The 23,970-nt window shown below is 72.6% G+C and carries 22 protein-coding genes; 9 read left to right on the top strand and 13 right to left on the bottom strand.

Annotated elements, in window-relative coordinates; genetic code table 11:
* Positions 1-107 precede the first annotated feature (107 nt).
* Positions 108-1,259 (bottom strand): acyl-CoA dehydrogenase family protein, encoded by a 1,152-nt coding sequence (locus tag ACLQ2X_RS20875; protein ID WP_425682750.1) that lies wholly within the window; start codon positions 1,257-1,259, stop codon positions 108-110.
* Between the two features lie 75 nt (positions 1,260-1,334).
* On the opposite strand from ACLQ2X_RS20875, the gene ACLQ2X_RS20880 reads away from it, so the two are divergent.
* Positions 1,335-2,825, top strand: a complete 1,491-nt coding sequence (locus tag ACLQ2X_RS20880; RefSeq protein WP_425682751.1) for an aldehyde dehydrogenase family protein — start codon at positions 1,335-1,337, stop codon at positions 2,823-2,825.
* 1 nt (position 2,826) lies between these two features.
* On the opposite strand, the gene ACLQ2X_RS20885 is transcribed toward ACLQ2X_RS20880, so the two are convergent.
* Complete coding sequence (locus tag ACLQ2X_RS20885) at positions 2,827-3,480, bottom strand: GntR family transcriptional regulator (RefSeq protein ID WP_425682752.1); 654 nt, start codon at positions 3,478-3,480, stop codon at positions 2,827-2,829.
* Positions 3,481-3,523: 43 nt separating this feature from the next.
* Here ACLQ2X_RS20885 and ACLQ2X_RS20890 point away from each other — a divergent pair, with 43 nt between their 5' ends.
* From ACLQ2X_RS20890 to ACLQ2X_RS20905, 4 genes are read left to right on the top strand one after another with little or no spacing between them, the layout of a single operon-like run.
* Positions 3,524-4,372, top strand: coding sequence for an enoyl-CoA hydratase-related protein (locus ACLQ2X_RS20890; RefSeq protein WP_425682753.1), 849 nt, complete (start codon positions 3,524-3,526; stop codon positions 4,370-4,372).
* Entirely contained in the window at positions 4,369-5,562 is a 1,194-nt protein-coding gene (locus ACLQ2X_RS20895; protein WP_425682754.1) for a CaiB/BaiF CoA transferase family protein, read from the top strand. Before ACLQ2X_RS20890 ends, ACLQ2X_RS20895 begins: the two co-directional genes overlap by 4 nt.
* Entirely contained in the window at positions 5,562-6,590 is a 1,029-nt protein-coding gene (locus tag ACLQ2X_RS20900) for an LLM class F420-dependent oxidoreductase (protein ID WP_425682755.1), read from the top strand. Before ACLQ2X_RS20895 ends, ACLQ2X_RS20900 begins: the two co-directional genes overlap by 1 nt.
* Before the next feature lie 29 nt (positions 6,591-6,619).
* Entirely contained in the window at positions 6,620-7,756 is a 1,137-nt protein-coding gene (locus ACLQ2X_RS20905) for an acyl-CoA dehydrogenase family protein (protein ID WP_425682756.1), read from the top strand.
* Here the strand turns inward: ACLQ2X_RS20905 and ACLQ2X_RS20910 are convergent.
* The 4 genes from ACLQ2X_RS20910 to ACLQ2X_RS20925 all read right to left on the bottom strand — a co-directional run bounded on the left by ACLQ2X_RS20910 (position 7,742) and on the right by ACLQ2X_RS20925 (position 11,992).
* Positions 7,742-8,455 carry a TetR/AcrR family transcriptional regulator gene (locus ACLQ2X_RS20910; RefSeq protein WP_425682757.1) on the bottom strand — a complete coding sequence of 238 codons (714 nt, stop codon included), beginning with the start codon at positions 8,453-8,455 and terminating at the stop codon, positions 7,742-7,744. The genes ACLQ2X_RS20905 and ACLQ2X_RS20910 overlap by 15 nt on opposite strands.
* Positions 8,456-8,614: 159 nt before the next feature.
* Positions 8,615-9,376, bottom strand: a complete 762-nt coding sequence (locus ACLQ2X_RS20915; protein WP_425682758.1) for a succinate dehydrogenase/fumarate reductase iron-sulfur subunit — start codon at positions 9,374-9,376, stop codon at positions 8,615-8,617.
* Positions 9,373-11,307: a fumarate reductase/succinate dehydrogenase flavoprotein subunit gene (locus tag ACLQ2X_RS20920; protein ID WP_425682759.1), complete on the bottom strand. Its 1,935-nt coding sequence runs from the start codon at positions 11,305-11,307 to the stop codon at positions 9,373-9,375. The genes ACLQ2X_RS20915 and ACLQ2X_RS20920 overlap by 4 nt, the downstream gene beginning before the upstream one ends.
* A gap of 1 nt (position 11,308) precedes the next feature.
* Complete coding sequence (locus ACLQ2X_RS20925; protein WP_425682823.1) at positions 11,309-11,992, bottom strand: succinate dehydrogenase cytochrome b subunit; 684 nt, start codon at positions 11,990-11,992, stop codon at positions 11,309-11,311.
* Positions 11,993-12,075: 83 nt separating this feature from the next.
* On the opposite strand from ACLQ2X_RS20925, the gene ACLQ2X_RS20930 reads away from it, so the two are divergent.
* Positions 12,076-13,005 (top strand): LysR family transcriptional regulator, encoded by a 930-nt coding sequence (locus ACLQ2X_RS20930; RefSeq protein WP_425682760.1) that lies wholly within the window; start codon positions 12,076-12,078, stop codon positions 13,003-13,005.
* A 13-nt stretch (positions 13,006-13,018) separates the two neighbouring features.
* Here ACLQ2X_RS20930 and hrpA read toward each other — a convergent pair whose 3' ends face one another.
* Positions 13,019-17,011, bottom strand: a complete 3,993-nt coding sequence (gene hrpA / locus ACLQ2X_RS20935; RefSeq protein WP_425682761.1) for an ATP-dependent RNA helicase HrpA — start codon at positions 17,009-17,011, stop codon at positions 13,019-13,021.
* Positions 17,012-17,143: 132 nt separating this feature from the next.
* On the opposite strand from hrpA, the gene ACLQ2X_RS20940 reads away from it, so the two are divergent.
* Positions 17,144-17,611: a cytidine deaminase family protein gene (locus ACLQ2X_RS20940; protein WP_425682762.1), complete on the top strand. Its 468-nt coding sequence runs from the start codon at positions 17,144-17,146 to the stop codon at positions 17,609-17,611.
* Positions 17,612-17,657: 46 nt separating this feature from the next.
* On the opposite strand, the gene ACLQ2X_RS20945 is transcribed toward ACLQ2X_RS20940, so the two are convergent.
* Positions 17,658-18,584 carry a MerR family transcriptional regulator gene (locus tag ACLQ2X_RS20945; protein ID WP_425682763.1) on the bottom strand — a complete coding sequence of 309 codons (927 nt, stop codon included), beginning with the start codon at positions 18,582-18,584 and terminating at the stop codon, positions 17,658-17,660.
* Positions 18,585-18,709: 125 nt separating this feature from the next.
* Here ACLQ2X_RS20945 and ACLQ2X_RS20950 point away from each other — a divergent pair, with 125 nt between their 5' ends.
* Complete coding sequence (locus ACLQ2X_RS20950) at positions 18,710-18,865, top strand: hypothetical protein (protein ID WP_425682764.1); 156 nt, start codon at positions 18,710-18,712, stop codon at positions 18,863-18,865.
* Between the two features lie 55 nt (positions 18,866-18,920).
* Here ACLQ2X_RS20950 and ACLQ2X_RS20955 read toward each other — a convergent pair whose 3' ends face one another.
* The 4 genes from ACLQ2X_RS20955 to ACLQ2X_RS20970 all read right to left on the bottom strand — a co-directional run bounded on the left by ACLQ2X_RS20955 (position 18,921) and on the right by ACLQ2X_RS20970 (position 22,278).
* Positions 18,921-20,180: an Nramp family divalent metal transporter gene (locus tag ACLQ2X_RS20955; RefSeq protein WP_425682765.1), complete on the bottom strand. Its 1,260-nt coding sequence runs from the start codon at positions 20,178-20,180 to the stop codon at positions 18,921-18,923.
* A gap of 66 nt (positions 20,181-20,246) precedes the next feature.
* A complete protein-coding gene (locus ACLQ2X_RS20960; protein ID WP_425682766.1) occupies positions 20,247-20,438 on the bottom strand; it encodes a hypothetical protein in 192 nt (63 codons plus the stop codon).
* A 196-nt stretch (positions 20,439-20,634) separates the two neighbouring features.
* Entirely contained in the window at positions 20,635-21,504 is an 870-nt protein-coding gene (locus tag ACLQ2X_RS20965) for a manganese catalase family protein (RefSeq protein WP_425682767.1), read from the bottom strand.
* Between the two features lie 33 nt (positions 21,505-21,537).
* Positions 21,538-22,278, bottom strand: a complete 741-nt coding sequence (locus ACLQ2X_RS20970; RefSeq protein WP_425682768.1) for a sensor histidine kinase — start codon at positions 22,276-22,278, stop codon at positions 21,538-21,540.
* A 65-nt stretch (positions 22,279-22,343) separates the two neighbouring features.
* On the opposite strand from ACLQ2X_RS20970, the gene ACLQ2X_RS20975 reads away from it, so the two are divergent.
* Positions 22,344-22,994, top strand: coding sequence for a response regulator (locus ACLQ2X_RS20975; RefSeq protein WP_425682769.1), 651 nt, complete (start codon positions 22,344-22,346; stop codon positions 22,992-22,994).
* 135 nt (positions 22,995-23,129) lie between these two features.
* Here ACLQ2X_RS20975 and ACLQ2X_RS20980 read toward each other — a convergent pair whose 3' ends face one another.
* Positions 23,130-23,777, bottom strand: coding sequence for a hypothetical protein (locus ACLQ2X_RS20980; RefSeq protein ID WP_425682770.1), 648 nt, complete (start codon positions 23,775-23,777; stop codon positions 23,130-23,132).
* Positions 23,778-23,970 lie beyond the last annotated feature (193 nt).

The raw sequence follows: 23,970 nt of genomic DNA on the forward strand, positions 1-23,970 counted from the left end.
TGTGGTGGGGCCTGGGCCGCGGCGCGCCCAGGGGGACCGGTGGGGCCCGCCCCACCGACCACCCCGCGCGCGGCGCGCGGCCGGGGGGCGACGCCCGCGCCGTCGCGTCAGGACAACCGGTCGGACAACCCGTACGTCCGGGCGATGATCTCCCGTTGGATCTCGCTGGCGCCGCCGTAGACGGTGGACACGATCGAGGACCGGACCAGTCGTTCCATGTCGAACTCGAGGGTGTAGCCGTAGCCACCCATCATCTGCATCGCGTCCAGGGTGACGCGCCGGGCGGTCTCGGTGGCCTTGAGCTTCGCCATCGAGCTCTCCCGCGGCAGCATCGTCTCCGGTGACCGGTCGACCCGGGCGGCGGTGTCGTGGACCAGCAGCCGGGCACACTCGATCTCGGTGGCGAGGTCGGCCAGCCGGTGCCGGATCACCTGGAACGAGCCGATCGGCCGGCGGAACTGGCGCCGGACCTTGACGTAGTCCACGACGTCGTCGAACGCCCGCTGGGCGGTGCCGAGCATGACGCTGGCGAGGATCAGCCGCTCCATGTTGAGCCCGGCCATCAGTTGCCGCCAACCCTGGTCGACCTCGCCGACCACGGCGTCGGCGGGCAGTGGGCAGTCGGTGAAGTAGAGGTCGTTGACCTCCCGGCCGCCCATGGTGTCGATGCCGGAGATGGTCAGGCCGGGCGCGGTTGCGGGGACCAGGAACATGGTCAGGCCGTGGTGGTCGCCGGCGCGGCCGGCGGTGCGGGCGACCAGCAGGATGTGCTCGGCCAGGTGGGCGTTGGAACACCACGTCTTCTGGCCGTTGACGACGTATCCGTCGCCGCGTCGCTCGGCGCGGCAGCTCAGGTTCGCCACGTCCGAGCCGGCCTCGGGCTCGGACATGGCGACCGCTTCGATGACGCCGCGCGCCACCCCGGACAGGATCAGCTTCTGCTGCGCCGGTGTGCCGAACCGCTGGTAGGTGGCGGCCACGATGATCGAGGTGGTGAAGCCGCCGATCGGGGCCATCGCCCGGGCGGTCTCCTCCAGGAACAGGCAGAGTTCGGCCATGCCCGCGCCGCCGCCGTCGAACTCCTCCGGCAGCGACAGGCCGAGCCAGCCGAGGTCGGCCATCTTGCGGTAGAGCTGCGGGCTGTGTGGTTCCCGACCGCCGTCGGTGAGTTGCCGCCGCTGCTCCCGGGTCCCGATCTCGCGGCGGCAGAAGTCCCGCACCGCTGAGACAAGGGACCGTTGCTCGTCGCTCCACTCCACGGCTGCACCTCCGGCGTCGGCAAGGGATTGACAGCAAGGCTAAACTATCGAATATCAAATGTCAGGAGGCCGCCGATGACGTCCCTCGTTGAGCACCCTCGTCGGCTGCACGTCGTCGACCCGGTGACCGGCGCGCACCACGCCGACTACGAGCTGGCCGACGAGGCCGCGGTGCGGCTGGCCGTGACCCGGGCGCGCGAGGCGGCCCACTGGTGGGCGGCCCTGGACGCTCGGGACCGCCGCCGGCACCTGCTCGCCTTCAAGGCCTCCGTCACCAGCCGCGTCGAGGAGTTGGCCGCACTCGTCCGGGCCGAGACCGGCAAGTCGCTGGCGGGCGCCCAGCTGGAGATCATGCTCGCCGTCGAACACCTGGACTGGGCGGCCCGGCACGCCCGGCGGGTGCTGCGGCGACGCTCGGTCCCCTCCGGCCTGCTCGCGTTCAACCAGGCCAGTTCCGTGGAGTACGTGCCCTACGGCGTGGTCGGCGTGATCGGGCCGTGGAACTATCCGGTCTACACGCCGATGGGTGCCGTCTCGCACGCGCTGGCCGCCGGCAACGCCGTGGTGTTCAAGCCCAGCGAGTACACCCCCGGCGTCGGCGTGTGGCTGGCGCAGCGCTGGAGCGAGCTGCTGCCCGAGCGGCCGGTCCTGCAGGTGGTCACCGGCGACGGGACGACAGGCGCCGCGCTGTGCCGGGCCGAGGTCGACAAGGTGGCGTTCACCGGCTCGGCGACGACCGGACGCGCGGTGATGGCCGCCTGCGCCGAGCGCCTGACCCCCGTGGTGATCGAGGGCGGCGGCAAGGACGCGCTCATCGTCACCGCCGACGCCGACCTCGACGCGGCGGCCCGGGCGGCGGTCTTCGGCGGTCTGGGCAACGCCGGGCAGACGTGCGCCGGCGTCGAGCGCGTCTACGTCGAGCAGGCCGTCTACGAGCCGTTCCTGGCGATGCTGGCCGAGCTGGTGCGGCAGGTCCGGCCGGGCGCCGAGCCGGACGCGCCGTACGGGCCGATGACCACGCCGGCCCAGGCCGACGTGGTGCGCGGTCACATCGCCGACGCGCTCGACCGGGGCGGCCGGGCGGTGGTCGGCGACGCGGGTTCGGTGCGGCCGCCGTTCGTCGAGCCGGTGCTGCTCGCCGACGTGCCGGAGGACAGCGCGGCGGTCACCGAGGAGACGTTCGGGCCGGTGCTCGTGGTCAACCCGGTGGCCGACGCCGACGAGGCGCTGCGCCGGGCGAACGCGACCAGCTACGGCCTCTCCGGCTCGATCTTCACCCGGAGCCGCCGCCGTGGGCTGGCGCTCGCCGCGGGCATGCGGGCGGGCGCGGTGTCGGTCAACTCGGTCCTGGGCTACGCGGGCGTGCCGTCACTGCCCTTCGGCGGTGTCGGTGACTCCGGGTTCGGGCGGGTGCACGGCGCGGACGGCCTGCGGGAGTTCAGCCGGCCACGGTCGGTAACCTGGCAGCGGTTCCGGCCGGCGATCGACGTGATGACGTTGCAGCCGTCCGCCTCGGCCATGCGACGGTCGTTGGCGATGTTCTCGTGGCGTCATGGTCGTCGGTGAGTCACCCGTTCCAGACGCCCAGCCCGTCGAGGTGCTTGATCAACCGTTCGGCGCCGTCGGTGAAGTGGCGTGCCATGACCGGTCGGACAGCCGCCGGGTCGTGCGCCCGCAGCGCGTCGAGCAGGGCCTCGTGGTCGGCGACCATGCCGGCCCGCCACTCCGGGTCGGCCGCGTAGAACCGGGACGGCGTGTAGCGGGTCACGGTGCGCAGCAGCCAGGACAGTTTGCGGGCGTCGGCCAACCGGTTGATCTGGCGGTGGAACTCGTACTCGAGTTGCTCGACCCGGCTGACCTGTCGGGCCTGGGCGGCCCGGCGCAGCCGTTCGTGCTGCTGCCACAGGTCGTCGAGCTGCTCGGCGGTGATGTCGGCGGCCACCCGGGCGGCGAGCTCACCGGCGATGTGTCCCTGCAACGCGAACACGTCCACGATGTCCTGCCGGGACAGCGGGGCGACGACGTGCCCGCGGCGCGGCTGCAACTCGACCATGTCCTCCGCGCGCAGCATGAGCAGGGCCTCCCGCACCGGCGTGATGCTCAGCCCGGTCTGCTGGGCGACCTCCTCGAGCCGGATGCGTTCGCCGGGCCGCAGTTGGCCGGACATGATCCGGTCCCGCAGCAGGCCGGCCACCGTCTCGGACAGCTGGGGTTGGGTCACGTCCTGGATCCTGCTCCGCTCCGCCACCGACAAACTCTATCAAATGTCAAATGTCACGGAGGAGGGGCGGATGGGCTGGTCGGTAGGTGAGGCCGCACCCGCCGGGTGTGGCCTGCGGGCGGCGACCCACGACGGGGTCCGCACGATCTGGTTCGACCGGCCGGACCGGCGCAACGCGATGACGCTTGACATGTTCCGCGACTACTACGCGGCCCTGCTGGCCGCCGACCGGGACCCGGCGGTACGGGCGGTCGTGGTGACCGGCACCGGCGACTGGTTCTGCGCGGGCGCCGACCCGCAGGCGCTGGGTGCGCTGCTCGACCCGCGTCACCGCGACCTCCTGGTGCGGGAGTTCGGCTTCCCGCCCCACCTGCCGCTGACGCTCGGCACGCCGATCGTCGCGGCGGTCAACGGCGGCGCGGCCGGCCTCGGCCTGGTGCACGCCCTCTACGCCGACGTGCGCTTCCTCGCCGAGCAGGCGCGCCTGGCCACCGCGTTCAGCCGCCTCGGCCTGGTCGCCGAGTACGGCAGCGCCTGGCTGCTGCCCCGGCTCGTCGGCGTCGGCAACGCGCTGGACCTGCTGGTGTCCGGTCGCAAGATCGACGCGGCGGAGGCGTACCGGATGGGGCTGGCGCAACGGGTCCTCCCGCGCGACGAGGTGCTGCCGGCGGCGCAGGCCTACGCCGCCGATCTCGCCGCCCACTGCTCCCCGACGTCCGTGGCGGTGATCCGGCAGCAGGTGTGGTCCGGCCTGGAGACCGGAGCCGCCGAGGCGGGAGCCGACTCCATGCGGCTGATGGCCGAGTCCCTCGCCGGTGCCGACTTCGCCGAGGCCCTCGCCGGCCAGGTCCAGGGGCGGGCACCCCGGTACGCGGGACGGAGCGGCGCATGAGTGGCCCGCTGGCCGGCCTGCGGGTGGTGGAGCTCGCCGGGATCGGCCCCGGCCCGTTCGCCGCGATGCTGCTGGCCGACCTGGGGGCCGACGTGGTCCGGGTCGACCGGCCGGGACCGGGCGGGCCGTCGACCGTGGCCCCCGGGCGGGACCTGCTCAACCGGGGCAAGCGGTCGATCGTGGTGGACCTGAAGCACCCTGACGGCGCCGAGGTGGTCCTCGGCCTGGCCGAGCGCGCCGCGATCCTCGTCGAGGGCTGGCGCCCCGGCGTGGCCGAACGGCTCGGCGTCGGGCCGCAGGCGGCCCTCGCCCGCAACCCGGCCCTCGTCTACGGACGGATGACCGGCTGGGGACAGGACGGGCCGTTGGCCCGCACCGCCGGGCACGACATCGACTACATCGCCGTTGCCGGGGCGTTGCACCCGATCGGTCGGGCGGGCGGGCCACCGCAGATCCCGCTCAACCTCGTGGGTGACTTCGGCGGCGGCGCCCTCTATCTCGTCGTGGGTGCCCTGGCGGCGCTGCACCTGGCCCGTGCCACCGGCCGGGGGCAGGTCGTGGACGCCGCCGTCGTGGACGGCACCGCCCACCTCACCACCATGTTCGCCGGCCTGCTCGCCGGGGGAGCGTGGCAGCCCGAACGGGGGCGCAACCTGCTCGACGGCGGTGCGCCGTTCTACGACGTCTACGCCACCGCCGACGGCGGGCACATGGCGGTCGGCGCCCTGGAGCCGCAGTTCTACGCCGAACTGCTCCGACTGCTCGGGCTGGCCGACGCGGACCTGCCGGCCCAGCACGACGTGGCCGGCTGGCCGGTGCTGCGCGCGCGTTTCGCGCAGGTCTTCGCCGCCCGCACCCGCGCCGAGTGGACCGGGGTGTTCGCCGGCACCGACGCCTGCGTGGCGCCGGTGTTGTCGCTCACCGAGGCGCCGCACCACCCGCACCTCGCCGCCCGGGGCACGTTCGAGGAGCACTTCGGCCTCCGCCAGCCCGCGGCGGCGCCCCGCCTGTCCGACACCCCGGGCGCGGTCGGCGGTCGCCCGCCGGCGCCCGGGGTGGACACCGAGGCCGTGCTCGCCGACTGGGGGCTGGGCGCGCACCTGCGGCGGTGGCGGGACGCCGGCGTCGTCACCCAGGCACCGGCCGCCAACCAGGCACCGATCGTCAACCAGGGGCAGGGAGTGCACTGATGCTCGTCGGGACAACACTGGCCTACGCCACCGACCCGCGCGGCGGCGCGGACGCGGTGGCCGCCTGGGAGCAGGACGGCCTGGACGTGGTCTGGGTGTCGGAGGCGTACGGCTTCGACGCCCCGACCATCATGGGCTACCTCGCGGCCCGGACCTCCCGGCTGCGGATCGGCTCGGCCATCCTGCCGATCTACTCCCGCACGCCGGCGCTGCTGGCACAGACCGCGGCGGGTCTCGACGCGATGTCCGGCGGCCGCGCCATCCTCGGCCTGGGCGCGTCCGGCCCGCAGGTGGTCGAGGGTTGGCACGGCGTCGCGTACGACCGGCCACTGGCCCGGACCCGCGAGGTGATCCGGATCTGCCGGCAGGTGTGGCGGCGGGAGACGCTTGTGCACGACGGCGTCTACCGCCTGCCGCTGCCCGCCGGGGAGGGCACCGGCCTGGGTAAACCCTTGAAGATGCTCACCCACCCCGTCCGCGAACGCATCCCGATCTACGTGGCGAGCCTGGGTGCCAGGAACGTCCGGATGACCGCCGAGATCGCCGACGGATGGCTGCCGTTCCTCTACGACCCGCAGCGCGCGGACGACGTGTGGGGCGCCGCGTTGACGGCCGGCCGGGCCGCCCGGTCCGCCGACCTCGCGCCGCTTCAGGTCGTGGCCGGCGGCCCGCTGGCCATCGGCCCCGACGTAACCAGCCTGCGGGACCTGGCCCGACCGCTGATCGCCCTGTACGTGGGCGGCATGGGCGCCAAGGGCCGCAACTTCTACCACGACCTGCTGTGCCGTTACGGCTACGCCGCCGAGGCGGACCGGATCCAGGAGCTCTACCTGGCCGGCCGCAAGGCCGAGGCCGCCGCCGCCGTGCCGGCGGACCTGCTGGAACGCACCAGCCTGATCGGGCCGGAGAGCTACGTGCGGGACCGCGTCCAGGCGTACCGCGAGGCCGGCGTCACGGTCCTCAACGTCACGCCGCTCGGGCCGGACCCACGGCGTCTCATCGCCACCGTGGCGGACCTGGCCCGGTAGGACCCGCAGACGTGAAGGAGTTGACGCACATGGCGGAGCGCGCCGTCTTCACCGCCGACCACCTCGCGTTCGCCGAACTGGCGCGCGCCTTCATCGCCAAGGAGATCGCCCCGCACCACGAGCGGTGGGAGGCCGACGGCATCGTCGACCGGGACGTGTGGCGGGCCGCCGGAGCCGCCGGCCTGCTGGGTTTCTCCGTCGACGAGCGCTACGGCGGCGGTGGGGTGACCGACCGCCGGTTCAGCGCCGTCCTCACCGAGGAACTGGCCCGGGCGGGCGCGAGCGGCCCGGCGTTCGGCCTGCACAACGACATCATCGGGCCGTACCTGACCGAGTTGACGAACGACGAGCAGAAACAGCGGTGGCTGCCGGGGTTCTGCTCCGGCGACATCGTCACCGCGATCGCGATGTCCGAACCCGACGCCGGCAGCGACCTGCAGGGCATCACGACCACCGCGATCCGGGACGGGGACCACTACGTCCTCAACGGGCAGAAGACCTTCATCAGCAACGGCATCCTGGCGGATCTGGTCGTCGTGGTCGCCCGGACCGACCCGGGGGCGGGGCGCCGGGGGATCAGCCTGCTGGTGGTGGAGCGGGGCATGTCCGGCTTCGAGCGCGGGCGCAACCTCGACAAGATCGGGCAGCGGGCGCAGGACACCGCCGAGCTGTTCTTCGCCGACGTCCGGGTGCCGGCGGCCAACCTCCTCGGCGTGGAGGGCGAGGGCTTCGCCTACCTGATGCGCAACCTTCCCCTCGAACGGCTGTCGATCGCGGTCGCGGCACTGGCCGGCGCCGAGACCGTGTTCGCGCAGACGCTCGACTACTGCAAGCAGCGCCAGGCCTTCGGCCGGCCGATCGGCAGCTTCCAGCACAACCGGTTCGTGCTCGCCGAACTGGCCACCGAGCTGCGCCTGGGGCGGGTCTTCGTCGACCACTGCCTGGTCGATCCGGAACTCACCGCGCAGACCGCGGCGATGGCGAAGTGGTGGTGCACCGAGTTGCAGCACCGCACCGTGGACCGGTGCCTGCAGTTGCACGGCGGCTACGGCTACATGCGCGAGTACCCGGTGGCCAGGGCGTACCTGGACGCCCGCGTCCAGACGATCTACGGCGGCACCACGGAGATCATGAAGGAGGTGATCGGCCGGTCACTCGGCCTGTGAGACGTGCCCCAACATGGGCACCAGGTAGCGCCGGGCCACGGCGCGCAACTGGTGCTCGTCGTCGAGGTCGATGACGTGGCTGGGCGTGAGCAGGAAGGAACAGGACAGCCGGGTCATCAGCTCGGCCACCACCTCGACGTCCACCGCGGCGGAGATGGTGCCGGCGCGCTGTTCCCGGCGGAGCTGTCCGGCGACGAACCGTTGGACCGTGGCCAACGTCCGCCCCCCGTCGCTGATCATCGACGGGATGAGCACGTCCGGTTCGGTGGCCGTCAGCCCGCCGATGAGCGGGTTGCGGCGGATGGCGTGCAGGGCGCTGACGAAGCCCAGCACCACCCGGTCGGCGACGGTCTCGGCCTGCTGGATGTCGACCAGGAACCGGTCGAAGTAGCGCCGGAACTCCCGGCGGACGACCTGCTCGACGAGGCGGTCCTTGGTGGCGAACCGGCGGTACGCGGTGATCCGGGAGACCCCCGCCCGACGGGCCACGTCCTCCATGGTGGAGCGCCGGATGCCCATCCGGCAGAACTGCTCGAAGGCGGCGTCGAGAATCCGGCTGGCCACCTCGTCGTTGTCGTCCGCGCGGTGCAAGGCTTCGGCGAGGGCGCGTTCGAGCAGCGACTCCGGCTGGACCGGCCCGTCCGGACCGGCCTGGGGCAGCGGCGGCGGCGACGCGTTTGCGGAAGCGCTGCGGGCCATGACCGCCCTTCCGGGGAGCTGCGGTGACGCGGGGTGCCGCCTCACGGTACCAACCGGTCGCGTGCCCGACGCCGTGGCCGCGGACCGGTCGTACCCCGGGAAAGGGCGACCGCCGCGCCCCGGTGCGGGGCGCGACGGTCGGGTGGTTCGCGGCGTGGCTCAGGTACCGGGGGTCCCGGCGCGCTTGGCCGTCGCCTTCAGGTAGTCGCGGTTGAGCCGGCCGATGGTGTTCAGCGGGATGCCCTTCGGGCAGGCCGTCGCGCACTCGCCGATGTTGGTGCAGCCGCCGAAGCCGGCCTCGTCGTGCGCGTCCACCATGCCGATCACCCGGGTGTAGCGCTCGGGCTGGCCCTGCGGCAGCAGCGAGAGCTGGGTGATCTTCGCGGCGGTGAACAGCATGCCGGAGCCGTTCGGGCAGGCCGCCACGCACGCGCCGCAGCCGATGCAGGCGGCGGCGGAGAACGCGGCGTCCGCGTCGGCCTTGGCCACCTGCGTGGAGTGTGCCTCCGGGGCGCTGCCGGTGGGCGCGGTGATGTAGCCGCCGGCGGCGATGATCTCGTCGAAGGCGTTCCGGTTGACCACCAGGTCCTTGATGACCGGGAAGGCGCGGGCCCGCCAGGGCTCGATGTCGATCGTGTCGCCGTCGGAGAACTGCCGCATGTGCAGCTGGCAGGCGGTGGTGCCGCGCTGCGGCCCGTGCGCCTCGCCGTTGATCATGAGGCTGCACGTGCCGCAGATGCCCTCGCGGCAGTCGTGGTCGAACGCGACCGGCTCCTCGCCGTCGAGAATCAGCCGCTCGTTGAGCACGTCGAGCATCTCCAGGAAGGACATGTCCGGGGACACGTCCCGCATCGGGTAGGTGACCATCCGACCCTTGTCCTCGGGGCCGGTCTGGCGCCAGATGCGCAGGGTCAGGTTCACTTGTAGCTCCGCTGCGTGGGGTGGACGTATTCGAAGGTCAGGTCTTCCTTGTGCAGCACGGGTTCGCCGGTGCCGGTGTACTCCCAGGCGGCCACGTAGGCGAACCGGTCGTCGTCGCGCTGCGCCTCACCGTCGGGGGTCTGGTGCTCGGCCCGGAAGTGGCCGCCGCAGGACTCCTCGCGGTGCAGGGCGTCGATGCACATCAGCTCGGCCAGCTCGAAGAAGTCGGCCACCCGGCCGGCCTTCTCCAGCGACTGGTTGAGCCCTTCGCCGTCGCCCGGTACGCGCACCCGCTGCCAGAACTGGTCCCGCAGGGCGCGGATCTCGTCGATCGCCTTGCGCAGCCCGGCCTCGGAGCGCTCCATGCCGCAGTGCTCCCACATGATCTGGCCCAGCTCGCGGTGGAAGGAGTCCACCGTGCGGTCGCCGTTGATCGCCAGGAGCCGCTTGATCCGGTCCTCGACGTCGGTACGCGCCGCGACCGCCTCGGGGTGGCTGGCGTCGACCTTCTCCAGCGGGCCGGACGCCAGGTAGTTCGCCAGCGTGTTCGGCAGCACGAAGTAGCCGTCGGCCAGGCCCTGCATGAGCGCCGAGGCGCCGAGCCGGTTCGCGCCGTGGTCGGAGAAGTTGGCCTCGCCGATCACGAACAGGCCCGGGATGCTCGACTGGAGGTCGTAGTCGACCCAGAGGCCACCCATCGTGTAGTGCACGGCGGGGTAGATCCGCATCGGGACCTCGTACGGGTCCTCGCCGGTGATCCGCTCGTACATCTCGAAGAGGTTGCCGTACTTGGCCTCGATGGCCTTGCGGCCGAGCCGGTTGATGGCGTCGGCGAAGTCCAGGTAGACGCCGAGCCCGCCGGGGCCGACGCCGCGTCCCTCGTCGCATACGTTCTTCGCGGCGCGGGAGGCGATGTCGCGGGGGACCAGGTTGCCGAAGGAGGGATAGATCCGCTCCAGGTAGTAGTCCCGCTCGTCCTCCGGGATGTCCCGGGGACTGCGGTCGTCGCCGGCGGTCCTGGGCACCCACACCCGGCCGTCGTTGCGCAGCGACTCGCTCATCAGGGTCAGCTTCGACTGGTGGTCGCCGGAGACCGGGATGCAGGTCGGGTGGATCTGGGTGTAGCAGGGGTTGGCGAAGTAGGCGCCCTTGCGGTGCGCCCGCCAGGAGGCGGTGACGTTGCAACCCTTGGCGTTGGTGGAGAGGTAGAAGACGTTGCCGTAGCCGCCGGAGGCGAGCACGACCGCGTCGGCCATCTCGGTGCTGATCTCGCCGGTGACCATGTCGCGGACCACGATGCCGCGCGCCCGGCCGTCGACGAGGACCAGTTCGAGCATCTCGTGCCGGGCGTTCATCTCGACGTTGCCCAGGCCGATCTGCCGCTCCAACGCCTGGTACGCGCCGAGCAGCAGCTGCTGGCCCGTCTGGCCCCGGGCGTAGAAGGTGCGCTGCACCTGCGCGCCGCCGAAGGAGCGGGTGTCCAGCAGGCCGCCGTACTCGCGCGCGAACGGCACGCCCTGGGCCACGCACTGGTCGATGATGTTGACCGAGACCTCGGCGAGCCGGTGCACGTTCGACTCGCGGGAGCGGAAGTCACCGCCCTTGACCGTGTCGTAGAAGAGCCGGTGCACCGAGTCGCCGTCGTTGCGGTAGTTCTTGGCGGCGTTGATGCCGCCCTGCGCGGCGATGGAGTGGGCGCGGCGCGGGCTGTCCTGGTAGCAGTAGGACTTCACCCGGTAGCCCTGCTCGGCGAGCGTCGCGGCGGCGGAGCCGCCGGCCAGGCCGGTGCCGACCACGATCACCGTCAACTTGCGGCGGTTGGCCGGGTTGACCAGCTTCATCTCGAAGCGGTGCCGCTCCCACCGAGTCTCGACCGGGCCGTCGGGGGCCCGGGTGTCGGCGATCGGGTCGCCTTCGGTGTACAGATCCATGTCAGGCCACCAATCCGGTGAGTACGGCGAACGGGACCACCAGGTAGCCGCCGACGAGCAGGACGGCGAAGACGAGCGCGGCGATCCGGGCCCGGCGCTCGCCCTTGGGCGTCTGCTGACCGAGGCTGCGGAACGCGCTGAAGGCGCCGTGGCGCAGGTGGAAGCCGAGGGTCACCAGCGCGAGGGTGTAGAAGAGCGTGACGTACCAGCGTTCCGGCGCGAAGCCGGCGACCACGTTGCCGAACGGGTTGGCCGGGTCGCCCTGCGGGTTCAGGTGACCTGTGGTCAGGTCGAGGAGGTGGTAGATCACGAAGAGCAGGATGATCACCCCACCCCAGCGCATGGTGCGGGCCGCGTAGTTCACGTGGATCTTGCGGCGGTGCGCGTACGCGACCGGCCGGGCGGCGCGGGCCCGCCTGGCGAGCACGATGGCCGCGCCGATGTGCCCCAGGACGGCCACGGTGAGCACCGTGCGCTGGATCCACAGGAACCAGGTCGTCGGCAGCAGGGGCGTGCCGATGTCCCGCAGCCAGTGCGCGTAGTGGTCGAACGAGGTCTCGCCCGTGAAGATCTTCAGGTTGCCGATCATGTGCAGGATCAGGAACAACACAAGGATGATGCCGGTCACCGCCATGACGGCCTTGAGGCCGACGTTCGAGCGGATGGGCGACCGAGTTTTCGTGATTACCACGCGACTGACGCTAGGAGCAGTTCGATCAGGCGTCCAATGCATCGAAATCGCAGTGTTGATAGCCGTAAGCTATGTAGATGCAGCTCCATCAGCTTCGCTACTTCGTGGCGGTGGCCGAAGTACGACATTTCACCCAGGCAGCCGATCTTGTGGGCATCACCCAGCCTTCGTTGAGTAAGCAAATTCACGCCCTGGAGACCGACCTGGGTGCCCCGCTCTTCGAGCGGGTAAGGGGCAACATCACGCTGACCGCGGCCGGCGAGGTCCTGCTGCCGCTGGCCAAGCGGATCCTCGCCGACGTGGACACCGCGACCCGCGAGGTGCAGGAACTGGTCGGGCTGCGCCGGGGTCGGGTCCGGCTGGGCGCCACCCCCAGCCTGGCCACCTCGCTGGCGCCCCCGGTGCTGCGCCGGTTCCGCGACGCCCACCCCACCGTCGACCTGCGCGTCGAGGAGGGCGGATCGCAGGATCTCGTCCGCGACCTGCTCCGCGGCGGACTCGACCTCGCGTTGGTCATCATGCCGTCCGGCGGCGCCGACCCCGGGCTGCGCCTCGACCCGATCCTGCGGGAGAGCCTGGTGGTCGCCTCGCTCGACCCGCTGCCAGGCGTTCCGCCCGACGGGCAACTGCGCATCACCGACCTGCGTGACCAACCGCTCGTCATGTTCCGGGAGGGCTACGACCTGCGCGACGCCACCCTCCAGGCGTGCCGGACGGCCGGCTTCGAGCCGACCCTGTCGGTCGACGGCGGGGAGATGGACGCCGTGCTCAGCTTCGTGGAGGCCGGTCTCGGCGTCGCACTGGTCCCGGGCATCGTGGTGGCCCGCCGGCCGGGCATCCGGGTCACCCGGCTCGCCCCGCCCGGCGTGCGCCGGACCATCGCGGTGGCCCGCCGCCGCGACGTGGTGCCCACCCACGCCGGTCGGGAACTGCGCCGCATCCTCCTGGAGTACGTCCACGACGCCACCGCCACCGCCCAACTCCCACCCGGCGTCGAACCCCTCTGAACCCGCCCCGGGGTCAGCGGCCCTCGGCGTCGTCCATGGCGCGGTAGATGCGCTGTTCGGAGACCGGGTACGGGGTGCCGAGGGCCTGGGCGAACACGTTCACCCGCAGCTCCTCGATCATCCAGCGGATCTGCCGGGCCGCCGCCGAGGCGCGCCGCGCCGGGGGCAGGGCGGCCAGCATGTCCTGATACTCCTTCTGCACCACGGCGATGCGGTCCTGCTGGGACTTGTCCCGCTGCGGGTTGCCGGGCAGCCGGTCCAGCCGACGCTCGACCGCGGTCAGGTAGCGCAGCAGGTCGGGCAGCCGCGCGTACCCCGTCTCGGTGATGAAACCCTTGTGCACCAGGCCGGTGAGCTGGCTGCGGATGTCGGCCAGGGCGGCCACCACGGCCAGGTTCCGGGTGGCGCCGAGGCGCTGCTCCACCGCGTACCCGGCGGCCAGCACCCGCCGGACCCGCTCCATCACCTCGACGACCGTGTCCACCAGGTCGGCCCGGACCCGCTCGCGCAGCGCGGCGAAACCGTCGGCGTCCCAGGCGGGACCGCCCGCGTCACCGATCAGCCTGTCGATGGCCGCGCCGGTGGCGTCCTCGATCAGCTCCGGCACGCTGCCGTGCGGGTTGCGCGACAACGCCAGCTTCGCCTCGTTGCTCAGCCGCCCCTGGAGGAACTTCGCCGGTGACGGCAGCGTCAGCCGCAGCAGCCGCCGGGTGCCCGCCCAGTGCGCCGACTCCTGCTCGGCGGCGGAGTCGAACACCTTCACCCCGACCGTGGTGCCCTCGTCCACGAGCGCCGGGTACGCGGTCACCGCGAACCCGGCCCGCACCTGCTCGATGGTGCGGGGCAGCTCGCCGATGCTCCACCCGGTCAGCCCGGTGCGGGCCACGTCGGGGGCGGCGGCGGCCACCACCTGGCGTACCTCCTGGCGCAGCTCGCGTTGCAGGGCCGGCAGGTCCTTGCCCTCGGCGACCGGCTTGTCGTCGTCACCGAGCACCCGGAACGTGACCCGCAGGTGCGGCGGCAGCCGACCCGGGTCCCACGCGTCCGCCGGGACGGTCACCCCGGTCATCCGGCGCAACTGGCGGGTCAGCGCGGCCAGCAGCGGCTCCTCGCCCGGGGTGATCGCGGCCAGCGCGGCCCGCGCGTAGTCGGGCACCGGGACGAAGTTGCGCCGTACCGGCTTGGGCAGCGACCGGATCAGCGCGATCACCAGTTCCTCGCGCAGCCCCGGCACCTGCCAGTCGAAGCTGTCCGCCGGCACCTGGTTGAGCAGCGGCAGCGGGATGTCCACGGTCACGCCGTCGGTGGGCGCGGTCGGGTCGAACGTGTACGTCAGCGGCAGCGTCACGCCGTCGGCCTGCCACTCGTCCGGGAAGTCCTCCTCGTCCACCCCGCCGCGGCCGGCATTGACCAGCAGCTCCCGGGTGAACGTGAGCAGGTCCGGCCTTTCCCGCCGGGTCTTCTTCCACCAGGTGTCGAAGTGCCGGCCGGACACCACGTCGGCGGGGACGCGCTGGTCGTAGAAGGCGAAGATGGTCTCGTCGTCGACCAGGATGTCGCGGCGCCGAGCCCGGTTCTCCAGCTCCTCGATCTCGGTCAGCAACTTCTGGTTGTCCCGCCAGAACTGGTGGTGGGTCTGCCAGTCGCCCTCCACCAGGGCGTGCCTGATGAACAGCTCACGGCTCAACGCCGGGTCGATCCGGCCGAAGTTGACCTTGCGCGAGGTGACCAGCGGGACGCCGTACAGGGTGACCTTCTCGTAGGCCATCACCGCGGCCTGCTTCTTCTCCCAGTGCGGCTCGCTGTAGCTGCGCTTGACCAGGTGCTGGGCCAGCGGCTCGACCCACTCCGGCTCGACCCGGCCGGCGACCCGGCCCCACAGTCGGGACGTCTCCACCAGCTCGGCCGCCATCACCCAGCGCGGCGGCTTCCTGAACAGCGCCGACCCGGGGAAGATCGCGAACTTCGCGCCGCGCGCGCCCAGGTACTCGTGTTTCTGCGCGTCCTTGAGCCCGAGGTGCGACAGCAGGCCGGGCAGCAGCGACTGGTGCACCTTCGGGGTGTCGATCTCCTCGGGCAGGTCCGCGCCGGCGCCGCGCCCGCCCTCGCCCCGGTCCGAGCTGCGCAGCACCTGGCGCAACTGGCTGACGATGTCCTGCCACTCGCGTACCCGCAGGTAGTTGAGGTATTCGGCCTTGCACATCCGCCGGAACGCGCTGGAGGACAGCTCCCGCTGCTTCTCCCGCAGGTAGCGCCACAGGTTCAGGTAGGCGACGAAGTCCGACTCGGAGTCGGCGAACCTGGCGTGCGCCTGGTCGGCCTGGGCCTGTTTCTCGGCCGGCCGTTCGCGCGGGTCCTGGATGGACAGCGCGGCGGCGATCACCACCACCTCGGTGGCGCAGCCGTTGCGCTCGCCTTCGAGGACCATCCGGGCCAGCCGGGGGTCGACCGGGAGCTGGGCCAGTCGCCGGCCCAGCGCGGTGAGCCGCTTCGCCGGGTCGGTCTCGGCCGGGTCGAGCGCCCCCAACTCGTGCAGCAGGTTGACGCCGTCGGCGACGTTGCGCCGGTCCGGCGGGTCGATGAACGGGAACGCCGCGACGTCGCCGAGCCCGATCGAGGTCATCTGGAGGATGACCGAGGCCAGGTTGGTGCGCAGGATCTCCGGGTCGGTGAACGCGGGCCGGGAGTCGAAGTCCGCCTCGTCGTAGAGGCGGATGCAGATGCCGTCCGAGGTACGCCCGCAGCGGCCCTTGCGCTGGTTGGCGCTGGCCTGCGAGACCGGCTCGATGGGCAGCCGCTGCACCTTGAGCCGGGTGGAGTAGCGGGAGATCCGGGCGGTGCCCGGGTCCACCACGTACTTGATGCCGGGCACGGTCAGCGAGGTCTCCGCGACGTTCGTGGCGAGCACCACCCGGCGGTTGCTGTGCGCGGCGAACACCCGGTGCTGCTCGGCGGTGGACAGCCGGGCGTACAGCGGCAGGATCTCGGTGCCGAGCAACGACCGCTTGTTCTGCACCAGCTTGGCCAGCGCGTCGGCGGTGTCCCGGATCTCCCGCTCACCGCTGAGGAATACCAGGACGTCGCCGGGCCCCTCGGCGGCCAGTTCCTCGACCGCGTCGCCGATGGCCTGGATCTGGTCCCGGACGTTCTCCTCGTCGGCGGCGTCCTCGTCGGTCTCGGTGACCTCGACCAGCGGCCGGTAGCGGAGCTCCACCGGATAGGTCCGCCCGGACACCTCGACCACCGGCGCCGGGTTGCCCTCGGCGTCGGCGAAGTGCCGGGCGAACCTGTCCGTCTCGATGGTCGCCGAGGTGATGACCACCTTCAGGTCTGGCCGGCGGGGGAGGAGCTGCTTGACGTACCCGAGGATGAAGTCGATGTTGAGGCTGCGTTCGTGCGCCTCGTCGATGATCAGCGTGTCGTACTGCCGCAGCATCCGGTCGGTCTGCAACTCGGCCAGCAGGATGCCGTCGGTCATCAGCTTGACCAGGCTGTTGTCACCCACCTGGTCGGTGAAACGCACCTTGTAGCCGACCACGTCACCGAGCTCGGTGCCGATCTCCTCGGCGATCCGGTCGGCCACCGTACGGGCCGCCAACCGGCGGGGCTGGGTGTGCCCGATCAGGCCGGTGATCCCGCGCCCCAGCTCCAGGCAGATCTTGGGCAACTGGGTGGTCTTGCCGGAACCTGTCTCGCCGGCCACGATCACCACCTGGTGGTCGCGGATCGCGGCGGCGATGTCGTCCCGCCGCTCGCTGACCGGCAACTGCGGTGGATAGGTGATAGCCGGCACCGCGGCGCGGCGCGACTCCAGCCGCGCCTCGGCCCGCGTCACGTCGGCCGAGATCTCGGCCAGCGCCGCCTCCCGCCGCTGCGGATCGCGCAGCCTGCGTACGCCGTCGAGCCGCCGCTGGAGCCGCCGCTGGTCGCGGAACATCAGGGGCGCGAGTCGGCGGTGCAGGTCGCGGGCGGTGTCAGGGGCGGCGGGTACGGCTGGATTCTGCATGTCGTCGCCAAGGATAGGCAGCCGCGTGGCGGACCGCCCCCGGGTTACCGGCGACGGGCGTGCCGTGGCCGGGCGGGCCGTGCCGCCCGATAGGGTTGCCGCCGACGAGGCCGACGAGAGGTGGGGACGATCATGCGGGACACCGACCGGGCGCTCGTGCAGGCCGCCACCGCCGTGGCCAAGCTGCGCTGCCGCAGCGACAACCACACCGTCGCCGCCGCCGTACGCGGCACCGACGGCCGGGTGTTCAGCGGCGTGAACGTCTACCACTTCACCGGTGGCCCGTGCGCCGAGGTGGTGGCCCTTGGCGCTGCCGCGACCCAGGGCGCGGGCGAGCTGGAGGCGATAGTCGCGGTGGGGGACCGAGGGCGGGGCGTCATTCCGCCCTGCGGGCGCTGCCGTCAGGTGCTGCTCGACTACTTCCCGTCGATCAAGGTGATCGTCGGCCCGACCGACGGGCTGCGCGCGGTCCCGATCGCCGACCTGCTGCCCGAGACGTACGTCTGGTCCGACCACCAGGTCGAGGTGCCGGTGGCCGCCCGCGTCGGGGTGTGGCCGACGCCCGTGGTGCCGGGCAGCCGGCAGACCTCGGAGGACTGACCCACCTCGGTCGCCGGCTCCACCAGCCCGGCCTGGTGCGCCCGCCTTAGGATTGCCGGGCGTGCAGTGCCCTGATCGACCAGTCCAGCACCGGGGCCAGGCTCTCGGCCGGTGGCCAGCCGTTGACCACGGAGAGCAGATCCAGGTACCGCTCCCGGCGAGGGTCGCGCGCGGCCCGCAACCGGTCCAGCATCCGCCGGCCCAGGTCGGCGTCGTCCGGCAGGTCGCAGAGCTGGGCGTACCGGCTCGCCGCCCGGGCCAGGATCGGGTCGGCCCGGGGCGCGGCCGGTTCGACGCCGTCGGCCAGCGCCGGGGCCACCTCCTCCCGGACCACGGTGACCACGTCCCGGCGTACGCCCTCGGCGCCGGCCCGGTCCGCCGCGTGCTGCTCGGCCAGCCGACGCAGCCCGGCCCGGAACTCCGGGTCCAGAGTCAGCTCGGCCAGCTCCACCCACGCCTCGATCTGGCCGTCGTCCGGATCGTCCGGCAGCTCCGGCGTGAGCGATCGGCGGATGCCCGCGAACGCCGGATCGGTCAGGCCGCCGAACGCCGCGTCGAGGAACTCATCGACCAGCCGCCGTCGCTCCCGCGCGGCCAGGCCGGCCAGCCGGTGCAGCAGGTCGGCCTCGGACGGCGTGGCCCCGCGCCTGGCGATCACGGTCAGTACCGCGCGGCGCGTCCGCAGCAGGCGGATCTGCGCCGTCAGAGCGTCCGCGTGCGCCGAGGCGACCTCGGGCAGGGTGACCTCGCGCGTCACGACCCGGTGCACAGTGGGCAGGTCCACACCGAGTTCGCGCAACGTCCGTACCAGGTCGAGCCGGGCCACCGCCGCCGCGTCGTAGCGGCGGTGGCCGGCCGGTCCCCGGTCGGTGGGCGGCACGATGCCGCGGTCGGACCAGAACCGGATGGTCTTCACCCGCAGCCCGGTCCGCCGGGCCAGGTCACCGATCGAGTAGCGCTCCGCACCGTCCATGCGCCCACCATCGCGCCTCCCCCCGGTGGAGGCGCAACCCATCGACAGCGCCACTCAGGTACGCCTTACCAGGTCAGTTAGGGTAAGACGAAGTTCTACGACGAGCTGGCCAAGATCGCCCGACCGTGTTCACCGAGAAGGTCTCCATCGTGCGCTTCGTGCCGACCGAGATCCGCCTGTACGGCCCGGACTCGTTCTCCGGCATCGTCGTCGGCGACACCGGCCTGGGCCGCCCCGAGCGGCAGATCCTCGACGACCTGGAGAAGTACCTGGCCGCCTGAGCCCGCTCAGCCTGCGCCCGCCCGGCCATGACACCGCGGGCGGGCGCGGGTGTGCTCAGGCGACCAGTTGCCAGAGCAGGAACGCGTTGAGCGCCACCACGAACGCCGTGATCGCTACCGCGGCGGCGGTGGTGGCCCGGCGGTTGACCAGGCTGCCCATCAGATCCCGGCGGCGGGTGAACATCACCACCGGGATGAGCGCGAACGGGATGCCGAAGCTCAGCACCACCTGGGACAGCACCAGCGCCCGGGTCGGGTCGACGCCGATCGCGAGCACCGCGAGCGCGGGCAGCAACGTGATCATCCGGCGGATCAGCAGGGGGACCCGGCGGCGCAGGAAGCCCTGCATGATGATCTCGCCGGCGTACGTGCCGACGCTCGTGGAGGCGAGCCCGGACAGGAGCAGGGCGACCGCGAAGCCGACCGCCGCGGCCGTGCCGATCGTGGTGGCGAGCCCGGCGTGCACGCCCTCGAGGGTGTCGGTGCCCGGGATCGAGGTGCCGTGGAAGCTGCTCGCGGCGACCAGCAGCATGGCCAGGTTCACCGCGCCGGCGATGCCGAGCGCGATCAGCACGTCGATCCGGAGCCCTTTGGCGACCACACGCCGCTGCGCCTCGCCGTCGGCGGGTAGGCGGTTCGGGGTCAGCGCCGAGTGCACGTAGATGACGTGCGGCATCACCGTCGCGCCGAGGATGCCGGCGGCGAGCAGCATGCTGTCGGTGCCCTGCATCCGGGGCAGCAGTCCGGCCGCGGCGGCGGAGGCGTCCGGTTGCGCGCTGACCAGGTTGACCGCGAACGCCAGCACGATCGCGCCGAGCAGCACCGCGATGGCGATCTCGAACGTCCGGAAACCCCTGGCGCGCAGTGCCAGGATGGCGAACGAGGCGGCGCCGACGATCAGGCCGCCGGGCAGCAGCGGGACGCCGAACAGCAGGTGCAGCGCGACCGCCCCGCCGATCACCTCGGCCAGGTCGGTGGCCATGGCGACCAGCTCGGCCTGCGCCCACATGATCCGGTTGAGCGGCCGGGGCAGGTGCTCGCGGCACAGCTCCGGCAGGCTGCGTCCGGTGGCCAGGCCGAGCTTGGCGGTGAGCGTCTGCACCAGCATGGCGGCCAGGTTCGCGGCCACCACCACCCAGACCAGCAGGTACCCGTACCGGGCGCCGGCGGTGGAGTTGGTGGCGAAGTTGCCCGGGTCGACGTAGGCCACCGCGGCCACGAACGCCGGCCCGAGCAGGATGAGACGGCCGCGTACCGGGCGGGGGGTGCCGACGGTCCGCAGCGGAGGTAGGACGGGCGAGTCGTTCGTTACCACTGGTGCTCCTCGACGGCGGGCGACTGACGAATGACGGCGAACGGCGAGGGTGGACCGGGGGCGGGGTCAGGCGGGTTCGTGCCGGGCGGTCGCCGGGTGGGCGGCCGGTGCCGGCCCGCGTTCCAGCGCGTCCGCGAGCGGGACCAGCGCGGTGAGGGCGGCCAGCGCCAGGATCGCGGGCAGGGCCAGGCCGGCGCCCACCGAGACGAGCGTGAGCAGGGCGAGAACGGCCGTCCTGGTGCGGTTGGACGTGGACATGACGACTCCCGGACGGTGTGGTGCGGAGAACGAGGGGGTGTCGCGGGGGGGCGCGGGGGCGCGCGGCCCCGCCGGGGGCGGGCCGGGGTGGCGGGGGGGGGTGGGGGTCGCAGCCGCGCAGGCGGGGCGGGTGGGGGGCGCCCCGGGGGGGGGGGGGGGGGGGCCCCCCCGCGCGGGCGCCCCGACGCGGGCGAGGTCAGGTGAGCTTGCTCTTGACGGTGTTGGCGACCTTGCCGACCATTCCCGGGTTGGTTCCGTACAGGCGCGGGTCGCCGGGGGCCAGCACCGGCTCGGGCGCGTGCGCCCGAGGAGCGTTGTCGTAGCGGAACTCGCCCTTGCCGTCCGGTGTCGGCCCGGACGCCCAACGGCCCTCGGCGGCGTCCTGGCCCGGCGAGAAGTCCAGGTACGTGTAGCTGAACTCGGCGGTGAACTCAGGCGAGTCGGGGAAGGCGTCGGGCACCGGCATCTCCTCCAGGCCGTCCTCCCGGAGCTGCTCGATGGCCGCCATCCACATGTTCTGGTGCATGGTGTCGCGGGCGAGCAGGAACCGCAGCATCTGCTTGACGCCGGGGTCGTCGGTCATGTTGAACAGGCGGGCCACCTGGAGCCGGCCCTGGGCCTCGGCGGTGACGTTGAGGTGGAAGTCGGCCATCAGGTTGCCGCTGGCGGTGATGAAGTTGCCGTTCCACGGCACGCCGGCGCTGTCGACGGCCAGCGCGCCGCCGCCGCCGTGGATGAAGTGGGCCGGGTTCGACCCGCCGTAGATGGCGCCGACCATCGGGTTCTCCTCGGCGGCGTCCTCCAGCGACAGCGGGGCGTTCTCCAGGAGCCGGGTGATCATCGTGGCGATCATCTCGACGTGGCCCATCTCCTCGGTGCCGACGTCGAGCAGCAGGTCCTTGTACTTGCCGGGGAGGCGGCAGTTCCAGCCCTGGAACAGGTACTGGTTGGCGACGGTCATCTCGCCCCACTTGCCGCCCAGGACCTCCTGGAGCCGCCGCGCGAACGCGGCGTCCGGCCCGTCGGGCTTCGCCTCGAACTGCAGGTCCTTCATGTGGGTGAACATCGCGGTTCTCCTCCCGGTGCACCGGTGCTGTCCTCACCCGGATGCCCATTGCGTCGGCCCGCCGGGGCCGACCCGTGTCCCCGACGGGACACCTCGGGGCGGCACCGGCAGCCGGACCTGCACGGCCAGCCCGCCGCCCCGTCGGTGGCGGGCGCCAAGTGTTCCGCCGTGGGCGTCGACCAGGCGGCGGACGATCCACAGGCCGAGGCCGGGCCCGGCGGTCGACGGTGTGGGCCGGGCCAGCGCCGCGCGCAGTGCGGGGGACGGGCGGCCCTGGTCCAGCACGGAGAGCGTCAGCATGTCGCCGCGCACGGCGGCGCGGACCACCACCGGCCCGCCGGCCGGGCCGTGGCGCAGCGCGTTGTCCACGAGGTTGGCGAGGATCCGCCGGACGTGCTGCCCCGGCACGGTCAGGTCGGCGGCGGCCCGCTCGACCCGCGCGCGCAGTCGGGGACCGGCGGCGGCGGTGACCGCGTGGACCAGGGCGGCCAGCGGGAGCCGGGGAGGCCGGTCCGACCCGTCCCGGAACCCCGGGTCGCCGAGGTCGTTCAGCAGCGTCCCCAGGTGTACGGCGTGTTCGTGGGCCAGCGCGGCGATGGCCCGCCGGTCCGGCGTGGCCAGTGCCGGCTGCTCGGTGAGGGCCCGGGTCAACGCGGCCAGCGCCCGCACCGGCGTGCGCATCTCGTGGCAGAGGACCCGGATCGACAGCGACTCGTCCCGATCGACCGGCCCGTGATGGGGACGACCGGGCGGGGTGGTGAAGTCGAGAGCCATGCACGGGTGTTCCCGACAACAGCCCCCGTATGCCACCTATCCTGTCCGGGAGGAGGAAAGCAGACATGGGTGACGGTCCCATCCGGCTCGCCGTGGTGGACGACCATCCGCTCTTCGTCCGCGGGCTTGAACTGCTGCTGTCCACCACCACCGACGGCCGTGTCCAGGTCGTCGGCTCCACCTGCGACGCGGCCGCCGCCGCCGGGGTCGTCGCCCGGTGCGCGCCGGATCTCGCCCTGGTGGACCTGCACATGCCGCCGCCCGGCGGTCCGCGGGCGATCGCCGCCATCCGGCGCAACAGCCCTCGGGTCCGGCTGCTCGCCATGTCCGGCTCGGACGACCCCGCCCCGGCGGTGGAGGCGTTGCGCTGCGGTGCCGAGGGCTACCTGCCCAAGACCAGCGAGCCGGAGGACCTGCTGCCCCCGCTGCTGGCCGTGCTGGACGGCTGGGCGGTGATGCCGAGCGGTCTGCTGCGGCAACTGGTCGGGCCCGCCCGGGCGCCGGGGCTCAACCTGGACGAGGAGGAACGCCGGCTGTTGCAGGCGATCGCCGGCGGGCACGGCACGGTGACGATCGCCGAACGCCTGCACACGTCGGAGCGGACGGTGAAGCGGATGACCGCGGCGCTGCTGCGCAAACTGCGGGTGACCAGCCGGGTGGAGGCGGCAGCCCTGGCCGGGCGGGCCGGGCTGCTCGACGAGCGCCTCGACCGCTGACCCTTCGGCGTCCGCCCTCCGCGCGCCGACTGTCCCGGTCCGCGCTGCCCGGTTCGCGCCCCGGGGCGGCCGACGCCGTGTGGTCGGAGCGTCGAACGGCCGCCCCGCGGACGGAGCGGCCGTTCGCGTCGGTGGTCAGGCGGCGGTGGACCAGATGGCCCGGAACGCGGCGGCCTCGCCGGCCAGCCACTGCTCGATCTGCTGGGGTTTGACGTCGGCGGGCATCCGGTGTGCCTCGCCGCGGCGTACGTCGACGAGCACCGGCTCGGCGTGCGGCAGCACCGCGTCCATGTGCCGGGTCATCAGGTGCAGCGTGGCCAAGGTGGCCTCCTCGCTCGGCGGCGCCTCGTCGAAGTGCAGCCGGATGGCCTCGGCCCGCCCGTCGGCGTACCGGACGCCGAACTGCGGGTTGATCTTCACGGGTAGGTCGCCCAGCATGGCCAGGGCGTCGCGGGTCTGCGCCAGATCCACCCCGGCCGGCTCGCCCAGCGAGTGCAGCCAGCGGGTCGCGCCGGGCACGAGCGCCTCGTAGAGCGGGCGCCAGCGTGGCTTGACCAGGTCGGCGATCTGCGCGAGGTGGGTGCCGCCGGTGTGGAACGCGACGTCGGCCTTGAGCGCCTTGACGAACTGGCCGTGCGGGTTGAAGCCGTGCCGGCTCGCCCGCTGCCGGCGCAGACCGCCGACGAAGGTGGCCTTGGTGGGGCCGGTGCGATCGACGTAGCGGGTGAATCCGAGGAGGGTGGCGTAGGGGGTGACAGGGGCGGTGGAGGTGGGCGCGGTCACGGGCGTCCTCCCAGGTCAACAACTGGATTAGTACATACATTCTAATCGACGGGTCTGACATCAGCCAGGCCGCGACGAGGGCCGCCGTGTCCCGTCCCTGTGAAATTGGTCAATTCACGGCAGTCGGCCAATCAAGTGGCAGTGTCCGCGCGGGGGTGGCCGGCGGTACGGTGCCGGGATACCGTGCATCGTG

It is taken from the genome of Micromonospora sp. DT31, assembly GCF_049841795.1.
GTDB lineage: Bacteria > Actinomycetota > Actinomycetes > Mycobacteriales > Micromonosporaceae > Micromonospora.